A 16,806-nucleotide genomic window follows, 5' to 3' on the forward strand; every position below is an offset into this window, starting at 1 on the left:
ATGAGCGCGCTGTTCACCTGGCTTGCGGCCAATCCGTATGTGCTGCTCTTCCTGACTGTCGCGCTGGCGGTTTTGCTCGGGCGGCAAACGATCAAGGGCTATGGGCTTGGCATGGTCGCCTCTGCGATCATCATTGGTTGCGGGCTTTCAGTCTGGGCGTCGCTGCATGATGTCACGCTTCAACTCGATACGTTTGCGCAGCTGCTGTTCTATTATCTGTTCATGTACGGGGTCGGGCTGCGGGTTGGTCCGTCTTTCCTCAATTCGCTGGGCGGGGATGGACTAAAATTCACCCTCCTGGCTGCGTTGAGCTGCGTGACTGCGCTTGGACTTACGGTGATCGGGGCCCACCTTCTGGATCTTCCGCAAGGGGCAGCAGGCGGTATTCTCGCCGGTGCCAACACCATGTCAGCCGCAATCGGTTCAGCCGAGGAAGCGGTGCGCTCGGGTATTCTCGATCTGCCGGCTGGAACCACACCAGACGACGTCAGTGCAATGATCGCGGTGTCTTACGGGATCACTTACATCTGGGGGACGGTCGGCATCATCCTGCTGTGCAAATACCTGCCCACAATTTGGCGGGTCGATGCACGGGCCGCGGCGCGCGAATACGAGCAGGAGCATGGTGTGGCGAGCGGTGATGGTCCGGCACTGACGGGGTGGCGCCCTGCTTCCGCGCGGGCCTACCGGCTCGAGAACAAGGATTGGGATGGGCGGACCCTGGCGGAGTTTGCCGCGGCCTATCCCCAGTATCATATCGGCAATTTGTTGCGTGATGGGGTGCCAGTATCGCTTGATGGCACTGCGCGCTTCAAACTGGGCGATGTTGTCGCAATCGGTGCGCGCAGTGAGGCCTTGACCGAGAACATGGGCCTGATCGGCCCGGAAGTGGCCGACAAGACGGCACTCGACATCCAACTTGATCGGGCCGAGATCCTCGTGACCAACCGCGAGATGCTCAAGAAAACCCCTGATCAATGGCGTGCCTTGCCAGGGGTTGATCAATTGCAGGTGGTAGCGCTCGAGCGGGGAGGCATGCCGATGCCCCTCGGGAACAACACTGTGCTCCAGCGCATGGACATTGTAACCGTGGTCGGTCTTAAAGACGCGGTCTCGCGGGTCGGCGCCATGTTTGGCAGAATTGTCCGCCCGAGCACGGGGACAGATTTGCTGACCCTTGCCGCAGGGATGATCCTCGGCTTCCTGATCGGGGCAATCCAGTTTCCCGCCTTTGGCGCGTCGATTGGCCTTGGCAATGCCGGTGGCCTGCTGGTGTCGGGGATCATCGTCTCATCGGTGGCATCGCGTCTGAGGTTTTTCGGCAATACCCCTGCGGCAGCGCGTAATATCCTTGAAGACCTTGGCCTGATCGTGTTCGTCGCGATTGTCGGGATCAACGCGGGCAATTCGCTGCTCTCGCAGTTAACCGGCATACTGGCGATTAAGATCTTCGCTCTGGGCTTTATCGTGTGCTCGTTGCCGCCGTTCCTTGTTTGGGCGCTCGGCTTTCATGTCTTCAAGCTCAATCCGGCGGTTTTGATGGGCGGCGTGGCAGGCGCGCGCAGCCATTCGGGGCCTTGTCGTGAAGCTGCCGCCGAAATCCAGTCGAACGTGCCGTGGATCGGCTTTCCCGTCGCCTATGCGGTATCGGGCGTGCTGCTGACGGTGTTTGGATATTTCGCCATGGTTCTTGCCAACTGATCCGTTGGCATGGCCGCTATGGGCGAAGCAGAAAGCAGGGGGCTGGTTATGAAGGGCAAGAAGGCGCTCTCAGTGCGCCGCCGCGCATGGTGTGGCAGCGCGCTGGCAGTGGCTTGCGTCGCCGGTCAGCCTGCTTTGGCTGAAGAAGGCAAGGCGCTTGAGCTTTATGGCCATGTCCAGACCGATCTTCTGTTTGATGTGCAGCGGGTGAACCCGATCTGGATCGGTACGTTCCGACCATCGCAGATCCCGACCACGCCGGGCGAATTTGGGAGTGACGGGCAAAGCTCGTTCAGTGTCCGCCAGTCCCGGCTCGGTGTGCGCAGCACCGGAGACGTGGCCGACCGTCCCTATGAGGTGAAATTCGAATTCGACCTCTTCGGGGTTGGTCAGAACGCCGGGCAGACAACCTTGCGCCTTCGTCATGCCTATGCACGCTGGGGTCCGCTCCTTGTGGGGCAAACTACCAGCCTGTTCACAGATCTTGCGGCATCGCCGAACACGCTCGATTATGGCGGCGCGGCTGGCAATCCATCGCTACGCCACCCACAATTGCGGGTGACTTTCCTTGATCGAGCCGGCTGGACAGGCGCGGTCGCCATAGAGCAGCCGGATGACGTTCTTGATCCTGGCGAAGTGCGCCTGATTGCACCTGAGCTCGCCACCAATCTGGTGCCGGATAACAAGCTTCCTGACCTTGGATTCCAACTCCGGCATGAGAGCGGCAAGAACCATGTCCAGTTTGCCGGTATCCTGCGGCGGCTTGGCTTTGCCACCCGAAATGATCCCACCGGGCCTGCGGGGTCCGAATTCGGCTGGGGCCTCAATGCCTCTGGCGCGCTATCCGTGCTGCCGCAGGCGTCCCTCAAGCTTTCGGTGCTGTATGGGGAAGGGATTGGGACCTACCTCAACGACGGTGCGCCCGATATCGGTCCGACCGCTCAGTTTGCGCCGCAGCCGGGAGGTTTCCCATTCGGTAATCTCGTAATTGATTCTGCACCGGTGCCGTTGCTGGGACTGTCCGCTTTTGGCGAAGTGCAATGGACAGGCGCGTTTGCGTCGACATTCGGATACAGCCAGTACCGCATTTCCAATACGGATTTCCAGACACCGGCCGCGATGCGACTGGGCCAATATGCCATGGCCAATTTGCGGTGGATGCCCGTGCCGCAGATCATGGCGGGAGTGGAATATCTGTGGGGCCGGCGTGAAGATCTTGGCGGTGCGTCAGGGGTCAACAACCGGATCCAATTCAGCCTTCGTTATGCTTTCAACACTGGGGATTTGTTAAGGCGGGACTGATGGCGATAGCATTGCGCAACCGAACCAGGCTTGCGGCCGGGGTGCCCTCGGTCCTGTTCCTCACAGGCTGCTCGATCGATGGTGCGCCGGCGATCGAATTGTTCGGCGCCTATTTTCCTGCCTGGCTCATCGCAGCCCTGGTCGGTGTTTTCGCGGCTATCCTGGCCCGGGTCGGTCTGGCGATGTCCGGCCTCGATGAGGTTGTTCCCTGGTTATTGGCCGTATGTTCCAGCATCGGGCTGATTGTTGCCATTGCCGTCTCGGCGATCATGTTCGGATAAGGTGATGGAAGCTTCCGGAAAGAAACCAGCTCGCTTTTCAGCCAAACTGGGTGCTGGCGTGGTGATCGCAGCGGCGATCGCCTTGGGCGCTTTGACCGTGTGGCAGCGCAATGAACTGCCATCTTCAGATGAGGCATCGATTGATGCTGAAGTGGTCCATGTTGCGGCCACTGTCGGCGGGCGGATCGATCAACTGCTCGTGCAGGAAAACCAGCGCGTGAAGGCGGGTGATGTCCTTTTTATCATTGATCAGACAGCATACCAGCTCGCCGTCGATCAGGCCCGCGCGGCTTTGGATCTTTCGCTGGCGAATGCCGACATGCAATCGCGGGTCATTGCAACCGAAACCGCCGATGCCGCGATTGCGCGCGACGGCGTGCAGCGCGCCGAGGTCAATGCCGCCCACGCTAGGCGCAGTGCGGATCGCCTGCGGCCATTGGCAGAGGCCGGACACATTCCCCGCCAGCAATATGATGCTGCCGAAACGCTCGCTCGCGACGCAGCGATTACGCTTAAGGAAGCACGTCAGCGCGCTGCAGCTGCTCGCACCGCCATTGGCACAGGGGATGGCGGCCGCGCGACCATTGCGGCGCAGCGCGCAGCGCTCGCCAATGCAGAGCATCTACTGGACAGCACGATTGTGCGGGCGCCGCATGACGGGTTGATCGTGGGGCTCAAGACCCGGTCGGGCGAGACCGTCGCGCCCTTCCAGTCGCTGTTCACCCTGATCACCAACGAAGAATGGTTTGCTGTCGCTAATTTCCGCGAGGGCGAGCTTGCCAGGATCAACGAGGGCGATTGTGTCACCGCATTCTCCATGATCGATCGTTCCGTGCCAATCAGGGGGCGGGTGCAAAGCATTGGCACAGGTGTGATGGCGGGCAATGAGATCGATCTGCCGCGCTCCGCGCCGTACATCCAGCGGACGCTGGAATGGGTTAAGGTTTCACAGCGCTTTCCGGTGCGGATCAAGCTCGTCAAGCCGCCTGAAAAGCTGATGCGGCTTGGCGCGAGCGCGCTGGTGCAGGTCAAGCATGGCGCAGCCTGCCGCTGAAAGCGATACCCTTTTGACCCGCGTAATCCCGGTGCTGCGGCCGTTTCCAGGGCGTGCGGGTCAAGCGCTCCGGCTGTCCGTGATCGCGGCCTGTGCCACGTGGCTGGCACTTTACTGGGGCCTGCCGGAGGCGGCGTTGGCCGCCTATGTGCCCTTCTTCATGTGGAAGCCTGATCGTATGCTCAGCACCGTTCTCGCGGTGGCGCTCATGGTGATTGCGACCTTGCTGATCGGCACTGTCATCCTGCTTGCCATGATTGTGCTTGATGATCCGATGTGGCGCGTGGCAACCATTGCATCAGCATCTTTTGCGATCTGCTGGCTGGGATCAGCCTCGAAGCTCAAGCCGGTTGCCCCGATCATGGCCATGGTGATTGCCTTTGCGCTTGATGTGATGGGAGCCAATCCCCTGCCCGTTTTCACCACCAAGGCCCTGTTGTGGGCATGGTGGCTGGTCGGCGCTCCCGCTCTGGTAACAATCGTCATCAATCTGCTGGTCGCGCCTGCGCCGCGCCGCTTGCTTAGCCGTCTCATCGCCGAGCGGCTGTACGCAGCAGCCGACGCGTTGACGGGCGCGGAAGGCGGCTCTGCCCAGCTGGCTTCCGTGATGAGGGAAAATCCCAAGGAAGCGGCCCTCTTGCTGGCGTTGGCGAAAGCCGAACATACGTCACGCCGCGCGGACATAGCGGCCTTTGCCAGTGCGCTTCAGCAAAGCACTGCCATCTGTTTGCTCGCCAAGGCGTTAGCGGATGCTTCAGAGCGGTTGCCAGCCGACCGCGCTTTGCTGATAGCCGCCCATCTGCGCGCGATGGGCGATATCTTGGCCCGCGATCTCTACCCCACAGGCACCGCTCTTGCGTTGCCCGAGACTGCGCGCAACGATCAGATAGCTGCAATCGAAGCGGCGCTTCTCGCGGCGATTGCCGATTTCACGACGGCAGAGCCACCACCAGCAAACACGAGCCAAGGCGGCGGCTTTATGGAACCCGACGCGCTGACAAATCCGGCTCATGTGCATTATGCACTCAAAACCACTGGCGCCGCGATGGCCTGCTTTCTACTTTATCACGCGCTGGACTGGCCGGGTATTCACACGGCCTTTCTCACCTGTTTCATCGTTGCGTTGCCGACCGCTGCCGAGGCTGTCGAGAAACTCAGCCTTCGACTTGTCGGGGCAATGATCGGTGCGGCGGTGGGAGCGACGGCCATGTTGTTGCTGGTCCCTGTGCTGGAAAACGGCGTACAGCTTGCTGGTTTGGTGCTGATCGCAACTCTCCCGGCGGCATGGCTCGCCGTTGGTAGCGAGCGGATCAGCTATGTCGGGTTTCAATGGGCCTTCGCTTTCTATCTGACAGTTATCCAGGGCAGTGGGCCGGGATTTGATATCACCATCGCGCGTGATCGCGTTATCGGTGTGCTTCTGGGCAATGTGGCAACCTATTTCATGTTCACGCGCGTGTGGCCGGTCAGCATCGCCCCGAGAGTTGACGGGGCCCTGCGCGAGGGACTCGCCGCCTTACGGGCTTTTGCGGAAAACGCTTCGCACGGCGCCCGAATGGCTTCAATCACTGCGGCGATGCACCAATTTGCCGAAGCGCGCGCTGGGCTCGCTATGACGCGATATGAGCCCGCCAATTTGCTGCCTCATCCCCGGTGGAGCGCGACCCGGCGAGAGATGCTCGATCAAATCGATGCGGACTTGCCCGCGCTTTTTATCGCGGGCGAGCGGGTCGATGGTACAGCACACGGGATTGCTGAGCAGCTGGAGGCTACCGCGACGCGGCTTCAGGACTGCGTATCCGCTCCTATGCGTCCATCCGCAAAAGCAACCGAGGCCGCGACATGAAAACTCACCGCTTCCTGCTCATTCTGGCTTTGCTGCTGGGCGCCTGCGCAGCACCGCGCCGCCTCGAATATGCTCCGCCTGTTGCCTCCAGTGCGTGGACGCCGCCACCCTCTTTCAGCGCGCAACCGGCACCATCGGCCCAGCCTCAGATTGCGCCGAAATCGCAGCCGGCCAGCGATCCCGTAACAACAGCATCCGAGCCGCCGGCGCTTGAGCCAGCGCGCGCCTACACGCTTCCCGAATTGATCGATATCGCCCAGCAGCGGAACCCCTCAACGCGCATCGCATGGAACGCAGCGCGGCAAGCAGCACTTGCCGCTGGCATTGCTGATGCAACTTATTTGCCCCGTTTATCAGCGATCGTCGCTGGCGGGGCTGCCACCACCAGGAGCCGGACCGATATCGGACCGATCGATCTGGGTGGTGACCGAGTTCTGGGCGGCATCGTAGCTGCGGCCTCAGTGGAATGGCTGCTGTTTGATTTCGGTGGACGGGCCGGGCTGGTCGAATCGGCCCGCCAGGAGGCGATTATTGCCAATTTTGCTTTCAACGAGGCGCATCAGCGCCTGCTTCATGCTGTCACGATTGCTTATCACGACAGCCTGGCAGCCCGTGCGCGGCTTGCACTTGCCGATGGGCTGGTCCGCAATGCGCAAGAGGTTGAACGCGCTGCACGACACAAGTTTGATCGCGGCATTGGTACCTTGCTTGATATTGCTCAGGCAGAGTCGCTGGTAGCCGAGGCCGAGTTTTTCCGCGTTCGCGCGCAAGGCGCCGTGGCGCGCGGCGATGCATTGTTATTGCAGGCAATGGGTTTGCCGCCCGAAAGCGCAATCGCGATTGCAGAGGTCGACGCCCGTGCATTACCGCAAGCACCACCGGCACTCGCCGACAGCATTATTGATGATGTGCTCGCCGCGCGGCCTGATTTGCAGCGCGCCTTTGCGGCGGAGCGTGCCGCTGCGGGGCGCGAGGCCGCGGCGCGCGCGCAGTCGCTTCCCAAGGTTTTCGTATCGGGCACAGGATCCTATGTGGAAGGGCGGCTGGGGATCTCCGGGATCCCGGGATTTGGCGATCAGGGACCAGTGCTCAATGTGTTTGGCGATCGTTTGGGCGCCAGCATATTTGCCGGGCTTTCCATCCCGCTTTACGATGGCGGCGTGCGTTCCAATGTACGCGCGCAGGCACAGGCCGAGCGGGATGCAACCAAGGCACGGATCGAGCAAGTCCGCAACGAAGCTGCCCGTGAGGTCATAGACTCGCACTACCAACTAGGCACGGCACTTTCGGCGCATCATCAAGCGCTCGCCCTGGAGAAAGTCGCTGCTATTGGGCGGGACGCGGCGCTGCTGGCATTCCGCAATAGCGAGGCGTCGATGGTTGAAGTCATGCTCGCAGAAAACGCTTTGGCCCGTGCACGCAGCGCGGTTTCAGACGCGCGCCACGCGGCCTTTGTCGCCGCGGCCAATATGGCACTTGCAGCTGGCGCGATGTAATAACCAGGTGCTTTGCATGAGGAGGCGCTGTTCCTTCACACCATGGGATCTGAGGCACTAATCCTCATTATGTGGAGCAAAGAAAATCGTCCTCAACACAAGAGCGAACAACGTCAAAGGAGCAACCTAGCAGGCGAGCGCGGTGGCTGCTTTGAGACAGGTTCAGAACGAGCGTCGGCTCTGCGACATCGCCATTGCGCTGCATAGGTAGCCTGAGAACGGTCTCCGATGCCTCAGACATTCACACGCAAACAGCAGCTTTCGGCACAAGCGGACATCTGGCGTCGTCGGTGCGAGAGACGGCTTGGCTCCAGATCCTGTCATATGGACCGCTCGAAAATCTTGTTTGCCAGCGGGAGATTAGTTGGTAAAGACCTTGAGTGAATGGGGAGTGCAAAGCCCTCATTCGCCGAAGTAGCACCACCACTCGGGCCATCGCATCTTGCGAGGCGTGCGGGTAGCGCCCCATACCTCGCGCTGCTCGTCGAGCGGCAGCTGACTGTCGCCGAGCCGAGCCATTGCTGCCTCCACGATCCAGGGATTAAGCTCCCAGCGTACGCGGTCTTTGTCGGTCGGATATTTCAGCTGCGCGATGCCAAGGGTGTCGATGATGGCGTCCATGCCTGAGCCAACTGCTTTCCAGACAAGCTTGGTTGGCCGAGTGTAAGTGTCATTACGAGCGGCCCGTGCCGTCTCGATAGCCTCAAGCGAGGCGCGTGCTGCGGCACTGTCTCCGGCGAGGCCCTTCTGGGTGAGCTGGAGAAGGAACGCCTCGGCCGCGGTCACACGGCGTTCCCGGCCCTCCTCGCGGATCGTGACCATCTGACCGAGTACGGTATCATAGGGGATCTCGCGGCGGCTGTTCTTTGGCCGCCCTTGCGGATTTCCGGACTGCCCCTTGCGGAACCGGGTCTTGCTCGGCGGTTGACCGTAACCGACAGGTTCGGGCTCGCTTACGCGATGCGCCCTCGCGGCCAGCGCAAGGTTCCGAGATCGCTGGTGAAGAACTTGATGTCCTTCACGTCCTTGTCCGTGAACGTGCGGCGCCCCGGCCTGCTGAGCGCGGCTGGGGTTGCCCAGGTGCTGACCTTCCAGCGAGAGGGGAACTCGGGATCAGGCGCTGCGATGCCCATAATACGCATGGCCTCGTTCGCATTGTCGGCACAGTGATACTGTTCGACCATCATCGGCACCCGTCGCACGCCGACCTTTCTTGCAAGTGCCGCCTCGCGCCTCTCGATCATCTTGAGGACCTTGCGGATCGCTAGGCGCTTGCCGGCGAGCGCATCCTTTAGCGTCTGCTGCTGCAACACCTCCTCGACGGTGAGATTGCGCTCCTTGCCGCCAACGTTGGCGGTGAGGCGCTTGTCGAGGACGATCTCTAACGCCGATACGTTGGGCCGTCGCGCCTTTGGAGGCCGCCCTTTCGGATTGCCGGACTGCCCGGGCTTGAACCGCGTGCCACTCATGCCGCCACCTCGTCGCTGTTGTCGCGGTGGACCAACACGGGCTCCTTTCCGGTGAGGTCGCTCCAGCGCTGCATTGCAAGGTCGACATAGGCCGGATCGATGTCGAGCCCACGGAACCGCCTGCCGACGCGCTCGGCCGCGATCAAGCTGGTCCCCGAACCAAGGAAAATGTCGAGGACAAGGTCCCCCTGCCGGGTCACATCGCAATACGCATCAGCCACCATGGCGACCGGCTTGACCGTCGGGTGGAGGGCAAGGTCCTCGCGGCGCGAGCCCTTCATCGAGTTGACACTTGGGTAGTCCCAGACATTGGTGCGGTTACGCCCGTGTTTACCTAACTCGACATTGTTCCTGTGCGGCGCGCTGCCCACCCGGTAAACAAACACCATCTCGTGCTTGGAGCGGTAGAGCGAGCCCATTCCGGCATTGCTCTTGTTCCATACACAGATGTTGAGAAGGTCATTGTAGATTCCGGCCACGGAGGCCGCGACGTCGTCCATGTGGCGCCAGTCCATGCATACGAAGTGTACCGCCCCGTCGCGTGAGACCCGCGCGCAGGCGCCCAGCGTCTCGGCAAGGAAGGCACGGAACTCGTCCTCGCTCATCTCACCTGAAGCCATCGCAAACTCGCGGTGACGCCCTTTGGCATTGGCATGACCGTTGATCTTCACGTTGTAGGGCGGATCGAGGAACGCACAGTCGACCTGTTCGCCTGAGCCAACAACGCGCTGGAGGAAGGCAACGTCGCGGCCATCGCCGCAGGCGACACGGTGCTCGCCCAACTGCCAGATGTCGCCGGGATTGACCCGCGGACTTTCAGGAACGGCCGGGATGACCTCGTCATCCGGATCTTCGCTCTCGGCGAGCACGACGTCGATCTCGCCCGGACTAAACCCGGTCAGGCCGAGGTCAATGTCGATCTCGGGCAGTGACAGCTCGGCAAGCTCGAGCTTGAGGATCTCGGTGTCCCAGCCTGCATTCAATGCGATCTTGTTGTCCGCGAGCCGGAGCGCCTTCTTCTGCGGCTCGCTGAGGCCATCGAGGACGATCACCGGGACCGTTTCCAAGCCCATTTCCCTCGCTGCCCGCAGTCTCCCATGGCCTGCGATGAGGTTGCCTTCTGGATCGGCGAGGATCGGGTTGGTGAACCCGAAGGCGCGGATCGAGGCAATGATCTGCGCGACCTGCTTCTTCGAGTGGGTACGCGCATTGCGCGGGTCGGGGGTGAGTTCGCCTGGGGCCTTATAGACCACTTCGAGCGTGCGATTGGCGGGCAAAGCCACCTCGGGAAGGGTTTCGAACATAACGTGAACATAGTTCGAAAACCCGCCGTTTTAAAGGGGTGCCGGTAAGTAATCGACAGTTCTATTCGGCACGTCCCGAAATAACTGGACTGTGCCGCGTCAACGAGCATTGCTGTCTGCGCCCGCCTGGACGGGCTTGTCTCGGTAGCGGGAGCCATTTTGGCCTCGCGATGCAAACCGGAGACAAACATGCCTATCAGCAACCACGGAACCACCCCCGCCACTTCAAAGGCAGGCAGGGCGGCGAGCAAGCTCGATACGCTCGAGAAGCTGCTTCACCGCAAGCACGGCGCGACCATCGCCGAGATGGTCAAGGCGACCGGATGGCAACAGCACTCGGTGCGCGGTGCGCTGGCCGGCGCGATGAAGAAGCGCGGGCACGCAGTGATCTCGGACAAGATCGACGGGAAGCGCCGCTATCGCATTGCGGAGGCGACCAATGCATGAGGCGTTCGAGGAACATGATGCGGTCGAGCAGCTTATCGCCGAGATCCAAACGCTTGATCTCGATGGCCTGCGCAGGTTCTGGAGCGCGCGCTACGGCGCCCCTCCTTCGCTTCGCTCCGCACCGCTCCTGCGCCGGCTGCTCGCATGGCGGGTCCAGGCACAAGCCTGCGGCGGGCTCGATGCTGATACGCGCAAAGCATTATCGAGGTCGGGCCCAGTCCAGCCCGAGGGCCGGCAACTTGGCATTGGCGCGCGACTGACCCGCATCTGGAAGGGCCGCGAGGTGACCGTAGTGGTTGAAGAGCAAGGGTTTCGCTGGGAGGATCAACTGTTCCCCAGCCTCTCCGCAGCCGCGACTATGATCGCCGGCACCCGCTGGAACGGACCGCGCTTCTTCGGCCTTAGAGACAACTGATGCCCACCACCATCAGACGCTGCGCGATCTACACCCGCAAGTCTTCCGAGGACGGCCTCGACCAGTCGTTTAACAGCCTCCACGCCCAGCGTGAGGCGTGCGACGCCTATATCCTGAGCCAGGCGAGTGAAGGATGGGGGGCGCTTCCCGACCACTATGACGATGGCGGGTTCTCGGGTGGCAACACAGAGCGGCCGGGCCTGAAGGCCCTGCTCGTTGATATAGCAGCGGGCCGGATCGATATCGTGGTGGTCTACAAGATCGATCGTCTCACCCGTAGCCTCGCCGACTTCGCGCGGATTGTCGAGGTGTTCGAGAAGAACGACTGCAGCTTCGTGTCAGTCACCCAGTCGTTCAATACCACCGATTCAATGGGCAAGCTGATGCTCAATGTCCTGCTCTCGTTCGCGCAGTTCGAGCGCGAGGTCACCGGCGAGCGTATCCGCGACAAGATAGCCGCTTCCAAGGCCAAGGGCATGTGGATGGGTGGCCTCCCGCCGCTTGGCTACGATCCACCGATCGATGGGTCACGCACGCTCAAGACAAACAAGGATGAGGCTGAACGTGTGCGGCATATCTTTGCCCGTTACCTCGAGTTGGGCTCGGTCCACGCCCTCCAGCGCGATCTCGAGCAGCGTGGCATTCATTCCAAGCTCCACGTCACCGCAAAGGGCAGGACTATGGGCGGACAGCCATTCAGCCGCGGCGCCCTGTTTCACCTCCTGCGCAACCGTGTCTATCGTGGCCAAATCGTCCACAAAGGCACCGTGCATAAGGGCGAGCATGCAGCAATCGTCGATTTCGAGCTGTTCGAGCGCGTGCAGGCCCTGCTCGACGCCCAGGTGCGGCGACACCAGATGAGGGCGAAGAACCGCAGTGTCAAAGCGCCTCTGACCGGCAAGCTGTTCGATACTGCGGGCGATCCCATGAGTCCGACCACCTCGCGCGGCAAGTCGGGCCGCTCGTATCGCTACTATGTATCGGCGCCGCTCCAGCAGGGCGTGCGGCCCGTCGGTACAAATTCGATCCAGCGCCTGTCGGCGCCCGAGATCGAACGGGTCGTGAGCGTGTCCGTTCAGCAATGGGTACCCAAGGCAGACGATCCGTTTGCGATAGTCCGCTCAATCCACCTAAGCGAGCGGGGTCTTCAGGTCTCGCTCGACGCCGAGCATTACTCGAACCTCGCCGCAAGGTTGGGCAACGGCGAGGTGATCCGCGATCGAACCTCCGACACCCTCACCGTCTCGCTGCCGGTCCTGTTCGCGCCGCGCGGGCCCCGCACGCTGGTTCTTCCGGCAACGTCACGATCACGCCAACCCGACCCGGTGCTCATCTCCGCCGTCAGGAAGGCTCATGCCATGCTCCGGACCGAACGCGGATTGCCGATGATCGATGGATCGCCGCGATCGCCCTACGACCGCTTCATCCTCGGCCTCGCCTTCCTCGCGCCCGACATCCAGCGCGCAATTCTCGAGGGGCGCCAGCCGCCCCATCTCAATCTCGAATCGCTCAAGGCCATCAACATCCCGCTCGCCTGGTCGAAGCAGCGAGAGATGCTCGGATTCGCAGCACGCCCTACTTCCTGTTCCGGCGAACAAATCACCTGATCGCGGCGATTAAGGCCCCTGTTCCAGCCGATTAGATACCCTGTTCCAGCGAAGAACAGGGAAACAGTGATTTCGCGCAGGCAACCCACTGACAAGGCGTGCTTTCGCTCGCGGCGAAACTTGCAATATCACTCAGAAAGGCCTGTTTTAGAGCCCAAAATCACCTTTTTCCCTGTTCTTGCCTATTAAACAGGGAAACCGAACCGATGCGAGCGAAACAAGAGACACGGCGCGCAAACGGCGCCCGAAAGGGCTCAGGAGACGACTCGAATGATGCGCCCGTTACCGGTTTGACCCCGCAAACCCGCCTGTTCGCGGGGTTTTCGGGCACCACCTGAAATCAGAGACAAGTGCCGGGGGTGGCTGGCGGAGCAGGAGGGATTCGAACCCTCGATACGCTTTTGACGTATACACACTTTCCAGGCGTGCGCCTTCGACCACTCGGCCACTGCTCCGTGCACCGGCTGGCGCACCCACTTCGCGACTTGAGCGCAAGAACGGGAGCACCTTTCGGGGCAAGTGCGGCCCACTAGCCGCGAATGCCCTGCTTCGCAAGGCGCTGCATGGCGCGCCATTTGGCCGTCATCACGAATAATGGTATGAGACTCGCCAAGGTACAGCGCTGCGCGGATGTGGCATTCCCTGCGAACGCTGCCTCGAAAACCCCTTTCCGCCCTCCAAAACGCGTGGAAAGGGGTTTTTGATTGGGCGGGTGGTGTGGCACTATACCTGCATGAACAAAGCCTTCCTCGCCGCTGCGACGGCCCTCGCCCTGGCCTTCCCGCTGGCCGCGCAGGAGACATCCCAACCGGCCTACCCCGCCCCATCGGAGATCGTCGCCGCCGCGCCCAAGGCCGACTGGGTGGCGATCCCGGCGGAGGACTTGCTGGTGATGAACCTCGCGCCGGACGCAGAGGGCAAGCCGCGGCAGGTGGTGATCCAACTGATGCCGGCGCCCTTCTCGCAAGGCTGGGTCCACAACATCCGCCTCTTCGCCCGCGCCAAGTGGTACGACGGCACCTCGGTCAACCGGGTGCAGGATAATTACGTCACCCAGTGGGGCGATCCCAATTACGACAACCCGGAGGCGACGGGGAAGCCCAAGCCGCTGCCCAATGGGCTGAAGGTGATGGGCGAGGCGGATTATGTCGCTCAGATCGACGATTCTCTTGCTTACTTATGGTCGAAAGATCCGCTCTATCGAGCAGATCCGAACAAGAGCATTCTTGCGTTGACAGGCGACCCTTACTCTGGGGTGAGCGGGTTCATCGATGGTTGGCCTGTTTCGGCGGACACAGGGCCCGACGGAATATGGCCCACCCACTGCTACGGCATGGTCGGCGTCGGGCGGAACTATTCGCCCGACACCGGCTCGGGCGCGGAGCTTTACACCGTCATCGGCCAAGCGCCGCGCCACCTTGATCGCAATATCGCGCTGGTCGGCCGGGTGATCGAGGGGATGGAGCACCTCTCCAGCCTCCCGCGGGGCAAGGGCGCGCTGGGGTTCTACACCGCCGAGGAAGCGAACAAGCGCACCCCGATCCTGACGGTGCGGGTGGCGAGCGATCTTCCGGCGGGAGAGCAACCGGCGTTCGAATACCTCTCGACCGAGAGCCAGACCTTCGCCGCCTACGCCGACGCCATCGCCAACCGCCGCGATCCCTTCTTCATCACCCCCGCAGGCGGCGCCGACATCTGCAACATCAGGGTTCCGGTGCGGCGGGTGGCGGACAGCGGCTAGATCCGCTCCGCCTGCGCTACGGCATCGCTCGCCCGCAGGGCCGAGAGGATGCGCGAAAGGTGCGCCAGATCCTGCACCTCGATATCCACCTCATACGTGGTGAAGGGGTGATCGAGCTGGGTCTGGGCAAGGCTGGTCACATTGGCCTTGTTCTGCGCGAAGATGCCTGCCATCTCCGCCAGCGTGCCGGGACGATCATAAAGCGTCACCGCCATCCTGCCGACGGCCCCTTGCGAACGGGTGCCCCAGGCCAGATCGAGCCAGTCACTATCGACGCCGGCCGCCAGTTCCAGACAATCAATCGCGTGAACCAGCACGGTTTCGCCCTTGCGGCGAATGCCGACGATCCTATCACCCGGCACCGGGTGGCAACACGGCGCGAGTTCGAACGCCACGCCAGGGGTGAGACCGCGGATCGAGATCGCCCGTTCCCGCCGTGACCAGTGCTCTTCATCCTCGATCCCGGCGGTGCAACCCGGCACCAGCGCTTCCATCACCTCGCGATCAGAGAGCTTGGCCGCGCCAATCGCGTACATCAGATCATCCGGCTCCTCGAGCCCGAGCCGTTCGACCGCCACCCGGATCGCCTTCTTGCCGATCTTGGCGGGCACGCGCGCGGCGATTTCATCGAACAGCTTGGAGCCGATCGCCGCAACTTCGGAGCGTTCCTTGAGGCGGACCGCGCGGCGGATCGCGGCGCGCGCCTTTCCGGTCACCACAAAGCCGAGCCATGGCAATTGCGGTTCGGCATGGGGGCTCTTGATGATTTCCACCACATCGCCGTTGTTCAGCGGGGTGCGCAGCGGCATGTGCCGTCCATTGATCTTGGCGCCGACGGTGGCAAGGCCAAGATTGGTGTGTACCGCAAAGGCGAAGTCGACCGCGCTCGCGCCCTTGGGAAGCTGGAACAAGGCCCCCTTCGGGGTGAAAGCGAAGATGCGATCCTGATAGATCGCCATCTTGGTGTGTTCGAGCAATTCCTCGGCATCGTGGCTGGCATCGACAATCTCGATCAGATCGCGCAGCCAGCCGACCTGCCCATCGGGCTTGCCAGCCTGCTTGTAGGCCCAGTGCGCGGCGAGGCCGAATTCATTCACCCGGTGCATCTCGCGGGTGCGCACTTGCACTTCAACCCGCATCGAATTCTCGTACATCAGCGAGGTATGGAGGCTGCGATAGCCGTTTGATTTGGGGGTTGAGATGTAATCCTTGAACTTGCCGGGGATGAATTGCCACGTGGTGTGCAGCACGCCCAGCGCCCGGTAACAATCCTCCTCGCTGTCGGTCAGGACCCGGAACGCCATGATATCCGTGACCTGTTCGAAACTGACATGGCGTTCGGCCATCTTGTGCCAGATCGAATAGGGATGCTTTTCGCGCCCGTAGACTTCGACCTTGAGGCCCGCTTCGGCAAGGCGCTGCTTGATCTTGAGCGCGATCGCATCAACCTGCCCGCCATCCTGCGAGCGCAATTGTTCGAGCCGCCCGGTGATGGTCGCGTGGGCTTCGGGCTCAAGCTCGCGGAAGGCCAGCGCCTGCATCTCGTGCATATATTCATACATGCCAACACGCTCGGCCAGCGGCGCGTAGATATCCATCGTCTCGCGCGCGATCCGCTTGCGCTTTTCGGGCGAGCGAATGAAATGGAGCGTGCGCATATTGTGCAGCCGGTCCGCCAGCTTGACCAGCAGCACCCGGATATCCTCGGACATGGCGAGGAGGAATTTGCGCAGATTTTCGGCCGCCCGCTCGTTTTCGGGCATGGTCTCGATTTTAGAGAGCTTGGTCACGCCGTCAACCAGCCGGGCAACTTCGGAGCCGAAATGAGTCTCGATGTCCTCGATCGTGGCGAGCGTATCCTCAACCGTGTCGTGCAGCAGCGCGGTGATGATGGTTGACTGATCGAGCTTGAGATCAGTCATCAAGCCAGCCACTTCGACCGGGTGCGAGAAGTAGGGATCCCCGCTCGCACGCTTTTGGGTGCCGTGTTTCTGCACGGTGTAGACATAGGCGCGATTGAGCATCGCCTCGTCGGCATCAGGGTCGTAATCGAGGACCTTCTCAACCAGTTCGTATTGGCGCAGCATATGAACCTGAATATGGGGGCGGGCGCGGGACGGGGCAAGCGCGATTGTCATGGGCC

Annotated in this window: 14 protein-coding genes and 1 tRNA gene; 10 read left to right on the forward strand and 5 right to left on the reverse strand. The window is 61.8% G+C overall.

The annotated features are described in order from the left end of the window. The 6 genes from SOQ14_RS13595 to SOQ14_RS13620 all read left to right on the forward strand — a co-directional run bounded on the left by SOQ14_RS13595 (position 1) and on the right by SOQ14_RS13620 (position 7,680). Entirely contained in the window at positions 1-1,701 is a 1,701-nt protein-coding gene (locus tag SOQ14_RS13595; RefSeq protein ID WP_322898666.1) for an aspartate:alanine exchanger family transporter, read from the forward strand. 9 nt (positions 1,702-1,710) lie between these two features. Beyond that, the gene (locus tag SOQ14_RS13600) at positions 1,711-3,003 is read left to right on the forward strand and encodes a DcaP family trimeric outer membrane transporter (protein ID WP_322898667.1); all 1,293 of its coding nucleotides are present in this window, start codon (positions 1,711-1,713) and stop codon (positions 3,001-3,003) included. Beyond that, positions 3,003-3,284, forward strand: a complete 282-nt coding sequence (locus SOQ14_RS13605; RefSeq protein WP_322898668.1) for a hypothetical protein — start codon at positions 3,003-3,005, stop codon at positions 3,282-3,284. Before SOQ14_RS13600 ends, SOQ14_RS13605 begins: the two co-directional genes overlap by 1 nt. 4 nt (positions 3,285-3,288) lie before the next feature. After that, positions 3,289-4,338 (forward strand): multidrug transporter subunit MdtN, encoded by a 1,050-nt coding sequence (gene mdtN, locus SOQ14_RS13610; RefSeq protein WP_322898669.1) that lies wholly within the window; start codon positions 3,289-3,291, stop codon positions 4,336-4,338. Beyond that, on the forward strand, positions 4,319-6,184 hold the full coding sequence (locus tag SOQ14_RS13615; protein WP_322898670.1) for an FUSC family protein: 1,866 nt from the start codon (positions 4,319-4,321) through the stop codon (positions 6,182-6,184). Before mdtN ends, SOQ14_RS13615 begins: the two co-directional genes overlap by 20 nt. Positions 6,185-6,426: 242 nt before the next feature. Continuing rightward, a complete protein-coding gene (locus SOQ14_RS13620; RefSeq protein WP_322898671.1) occupies positions 6,427-7,680 on the forward strand; it encodes a TolC family protein in 1,254 nt (417 codons plus the stop codon). A gap of 402 nt (positions 7,681-8,082) precedes the next feature. Here the strand turns inward: SOQ14_RS13620 and SOQ14_RS13625 are convergent, their stop codons facing one another. Genes SOQ14_RS13625 through SOQ14_RS13635 form a run of 3 tightly spaced genes read right to left on the reverse strand, consistent with a single transcriptional unit; the run spans position 8,083 to position 10,453 of the window. Further along, positions 8,083-8,658 carry a DUF5681 domain-containing protein gene (locus tag SOQ14_RS13625; protein ID WP_322898768.1) on the reverse strand — a complete coding sequence of 192 codons (576 nt, stop codon included), beginning with the start codon at positions 8,656-8,658 and terminating at the stop codon, positions 8,083-8,085. Further along, positions 8,634-9,149, reverse strand: coding sequence for a DUF5681 domain-containing protein (locus SOQ14_RS13630; RefSeq protein ID WP_322898672.1), 516 nt, complete (start codon positions 9,147-9,149; stop codon positions 8,634-8,636). Before SOQ14_RS13630 ends, SOQ14_RS13625 begins: the two co-directional genes overlap by 25 nt. Then, entirely contained in the window at positions 9,146-10,453 is a 1,308-nt protein-coding gene (locus SOQ14_RS13635; RefSeq protein WP_322898673.1) for a site-specific DNA-methyltransferase, read from the reverse strand. Before SOQ14_RS13635 ends, SOQ14_RS13630 begins: the two co-directional genes overlap by 4 nt. A 189-nt stretch (positions 10,454-10,642) precedes the next feature. On the opposite strand from SOQ14_RS13635, the gene SOQ14_RS13640 reads away from it, so the two are divergent. From SOQ14_RS13640 to SOQ14_RS13650, 3 genes are read left to right on the forward strand one after another with little or no spacing between them, the layout of a single operon-like run. Beyond that, the gene (locus SOQ14_RS13640; protein ID WP_322898674.1) at positions 10,643-10,900 is read left to right on the forward strand and encodes a DUF3489 domain-containing protein; all 258 of its coding nucleotides are present in this window, start codon (positions 10,643-10,645) and stop codon (positions 10,898-10,900) included. Beyond that, positions 10,893-11,315 (forward strand): DUF2924 domain-containing protein, encoded by a 423-nt coding sequence (locus SOQ14_RS13645; protein WP_322898675.1) that lies wholly within the window; start codon positions 10,893-10,895, stop codon positions 11,313-11,315. Before SOQ14_RS13640 ends, SOQ14_RS13645 begins: the two co-directional genes overlap by 8 nt. Further along, positions 11,315-12,922, forward strand: a complete 1,608-nt coding sequence (locus tag SOQ14_RS13650; protein ID WP_322898676.1) for a recombinase family protein — start codon at positions 11,315-11,317, stop codon at positions 12,920-12,922. Before SOQ14_RS13645 ends, SOQ14_RS13650 begins: the two co-directional genes overlap by 1 nt. 364 nt (positions 12,923-13,286) lie before the next feature. On the opposite strand, the gene SOQ14_RS13655 is transcribed toward SOQ14_RS13650, so the two are convergent. Beyond that, positions 13,287-13,377 (reverse strand) — tRNA-Ser (locus tag SOQ14_RS13655). A 278-nt stretch (positions 13,378-13,655) separates the two neighbouring features. On the opposite strand from SOQ14_RS13655, the gene SOQ14_RS13660 reads away from it, so the two are divergent. Beyond that, positions 13,656-14,663 carry a peptidylprolyl isomerase gene (locus tag SOQ14_RS13660; protein ID WP_322898677.1) on the forward strand — a complete coding sequence of 336 codons (1,008 nt, stop codon included), beginning with the start codon at positions 13,656-13,658 and terminating at the stop codon, positions 14,661-14,663. On the opposite strand, the gene SOQ14_RS13665 is transcribed toward SOQ14_RS13660, so the two are convergent. Beyond that, the gene (locus SOQ14_RS13665) at positions 14,660-16,750 is read right to left on the reverse strand and encodes a RelA/SpoT family protein (RefSeq protein WP_322898769.1); all 2,091 of its coding nucleotides are present in this window, start codon (positions 16,748-16,750) and stop codon (positions 14,660-14,662) included. The genes SOQ14_RS13660 and SOQ14_RS13665 overlap by 4 nt on opposite strands. Positions 16,751-16,806: the final 56 nt, after the last annotated feature.

The organism is Erythrobacter epiphyticus (genome assembly GCF_034653295.1).
In the GTDB taxonomy this organism is placed as follows: domain Bacteria; phylum Pseudomonadota; class Alphaproteobacteria; order Sphingomonadales; family Sphingomonadaceae; genus Erythrobacter.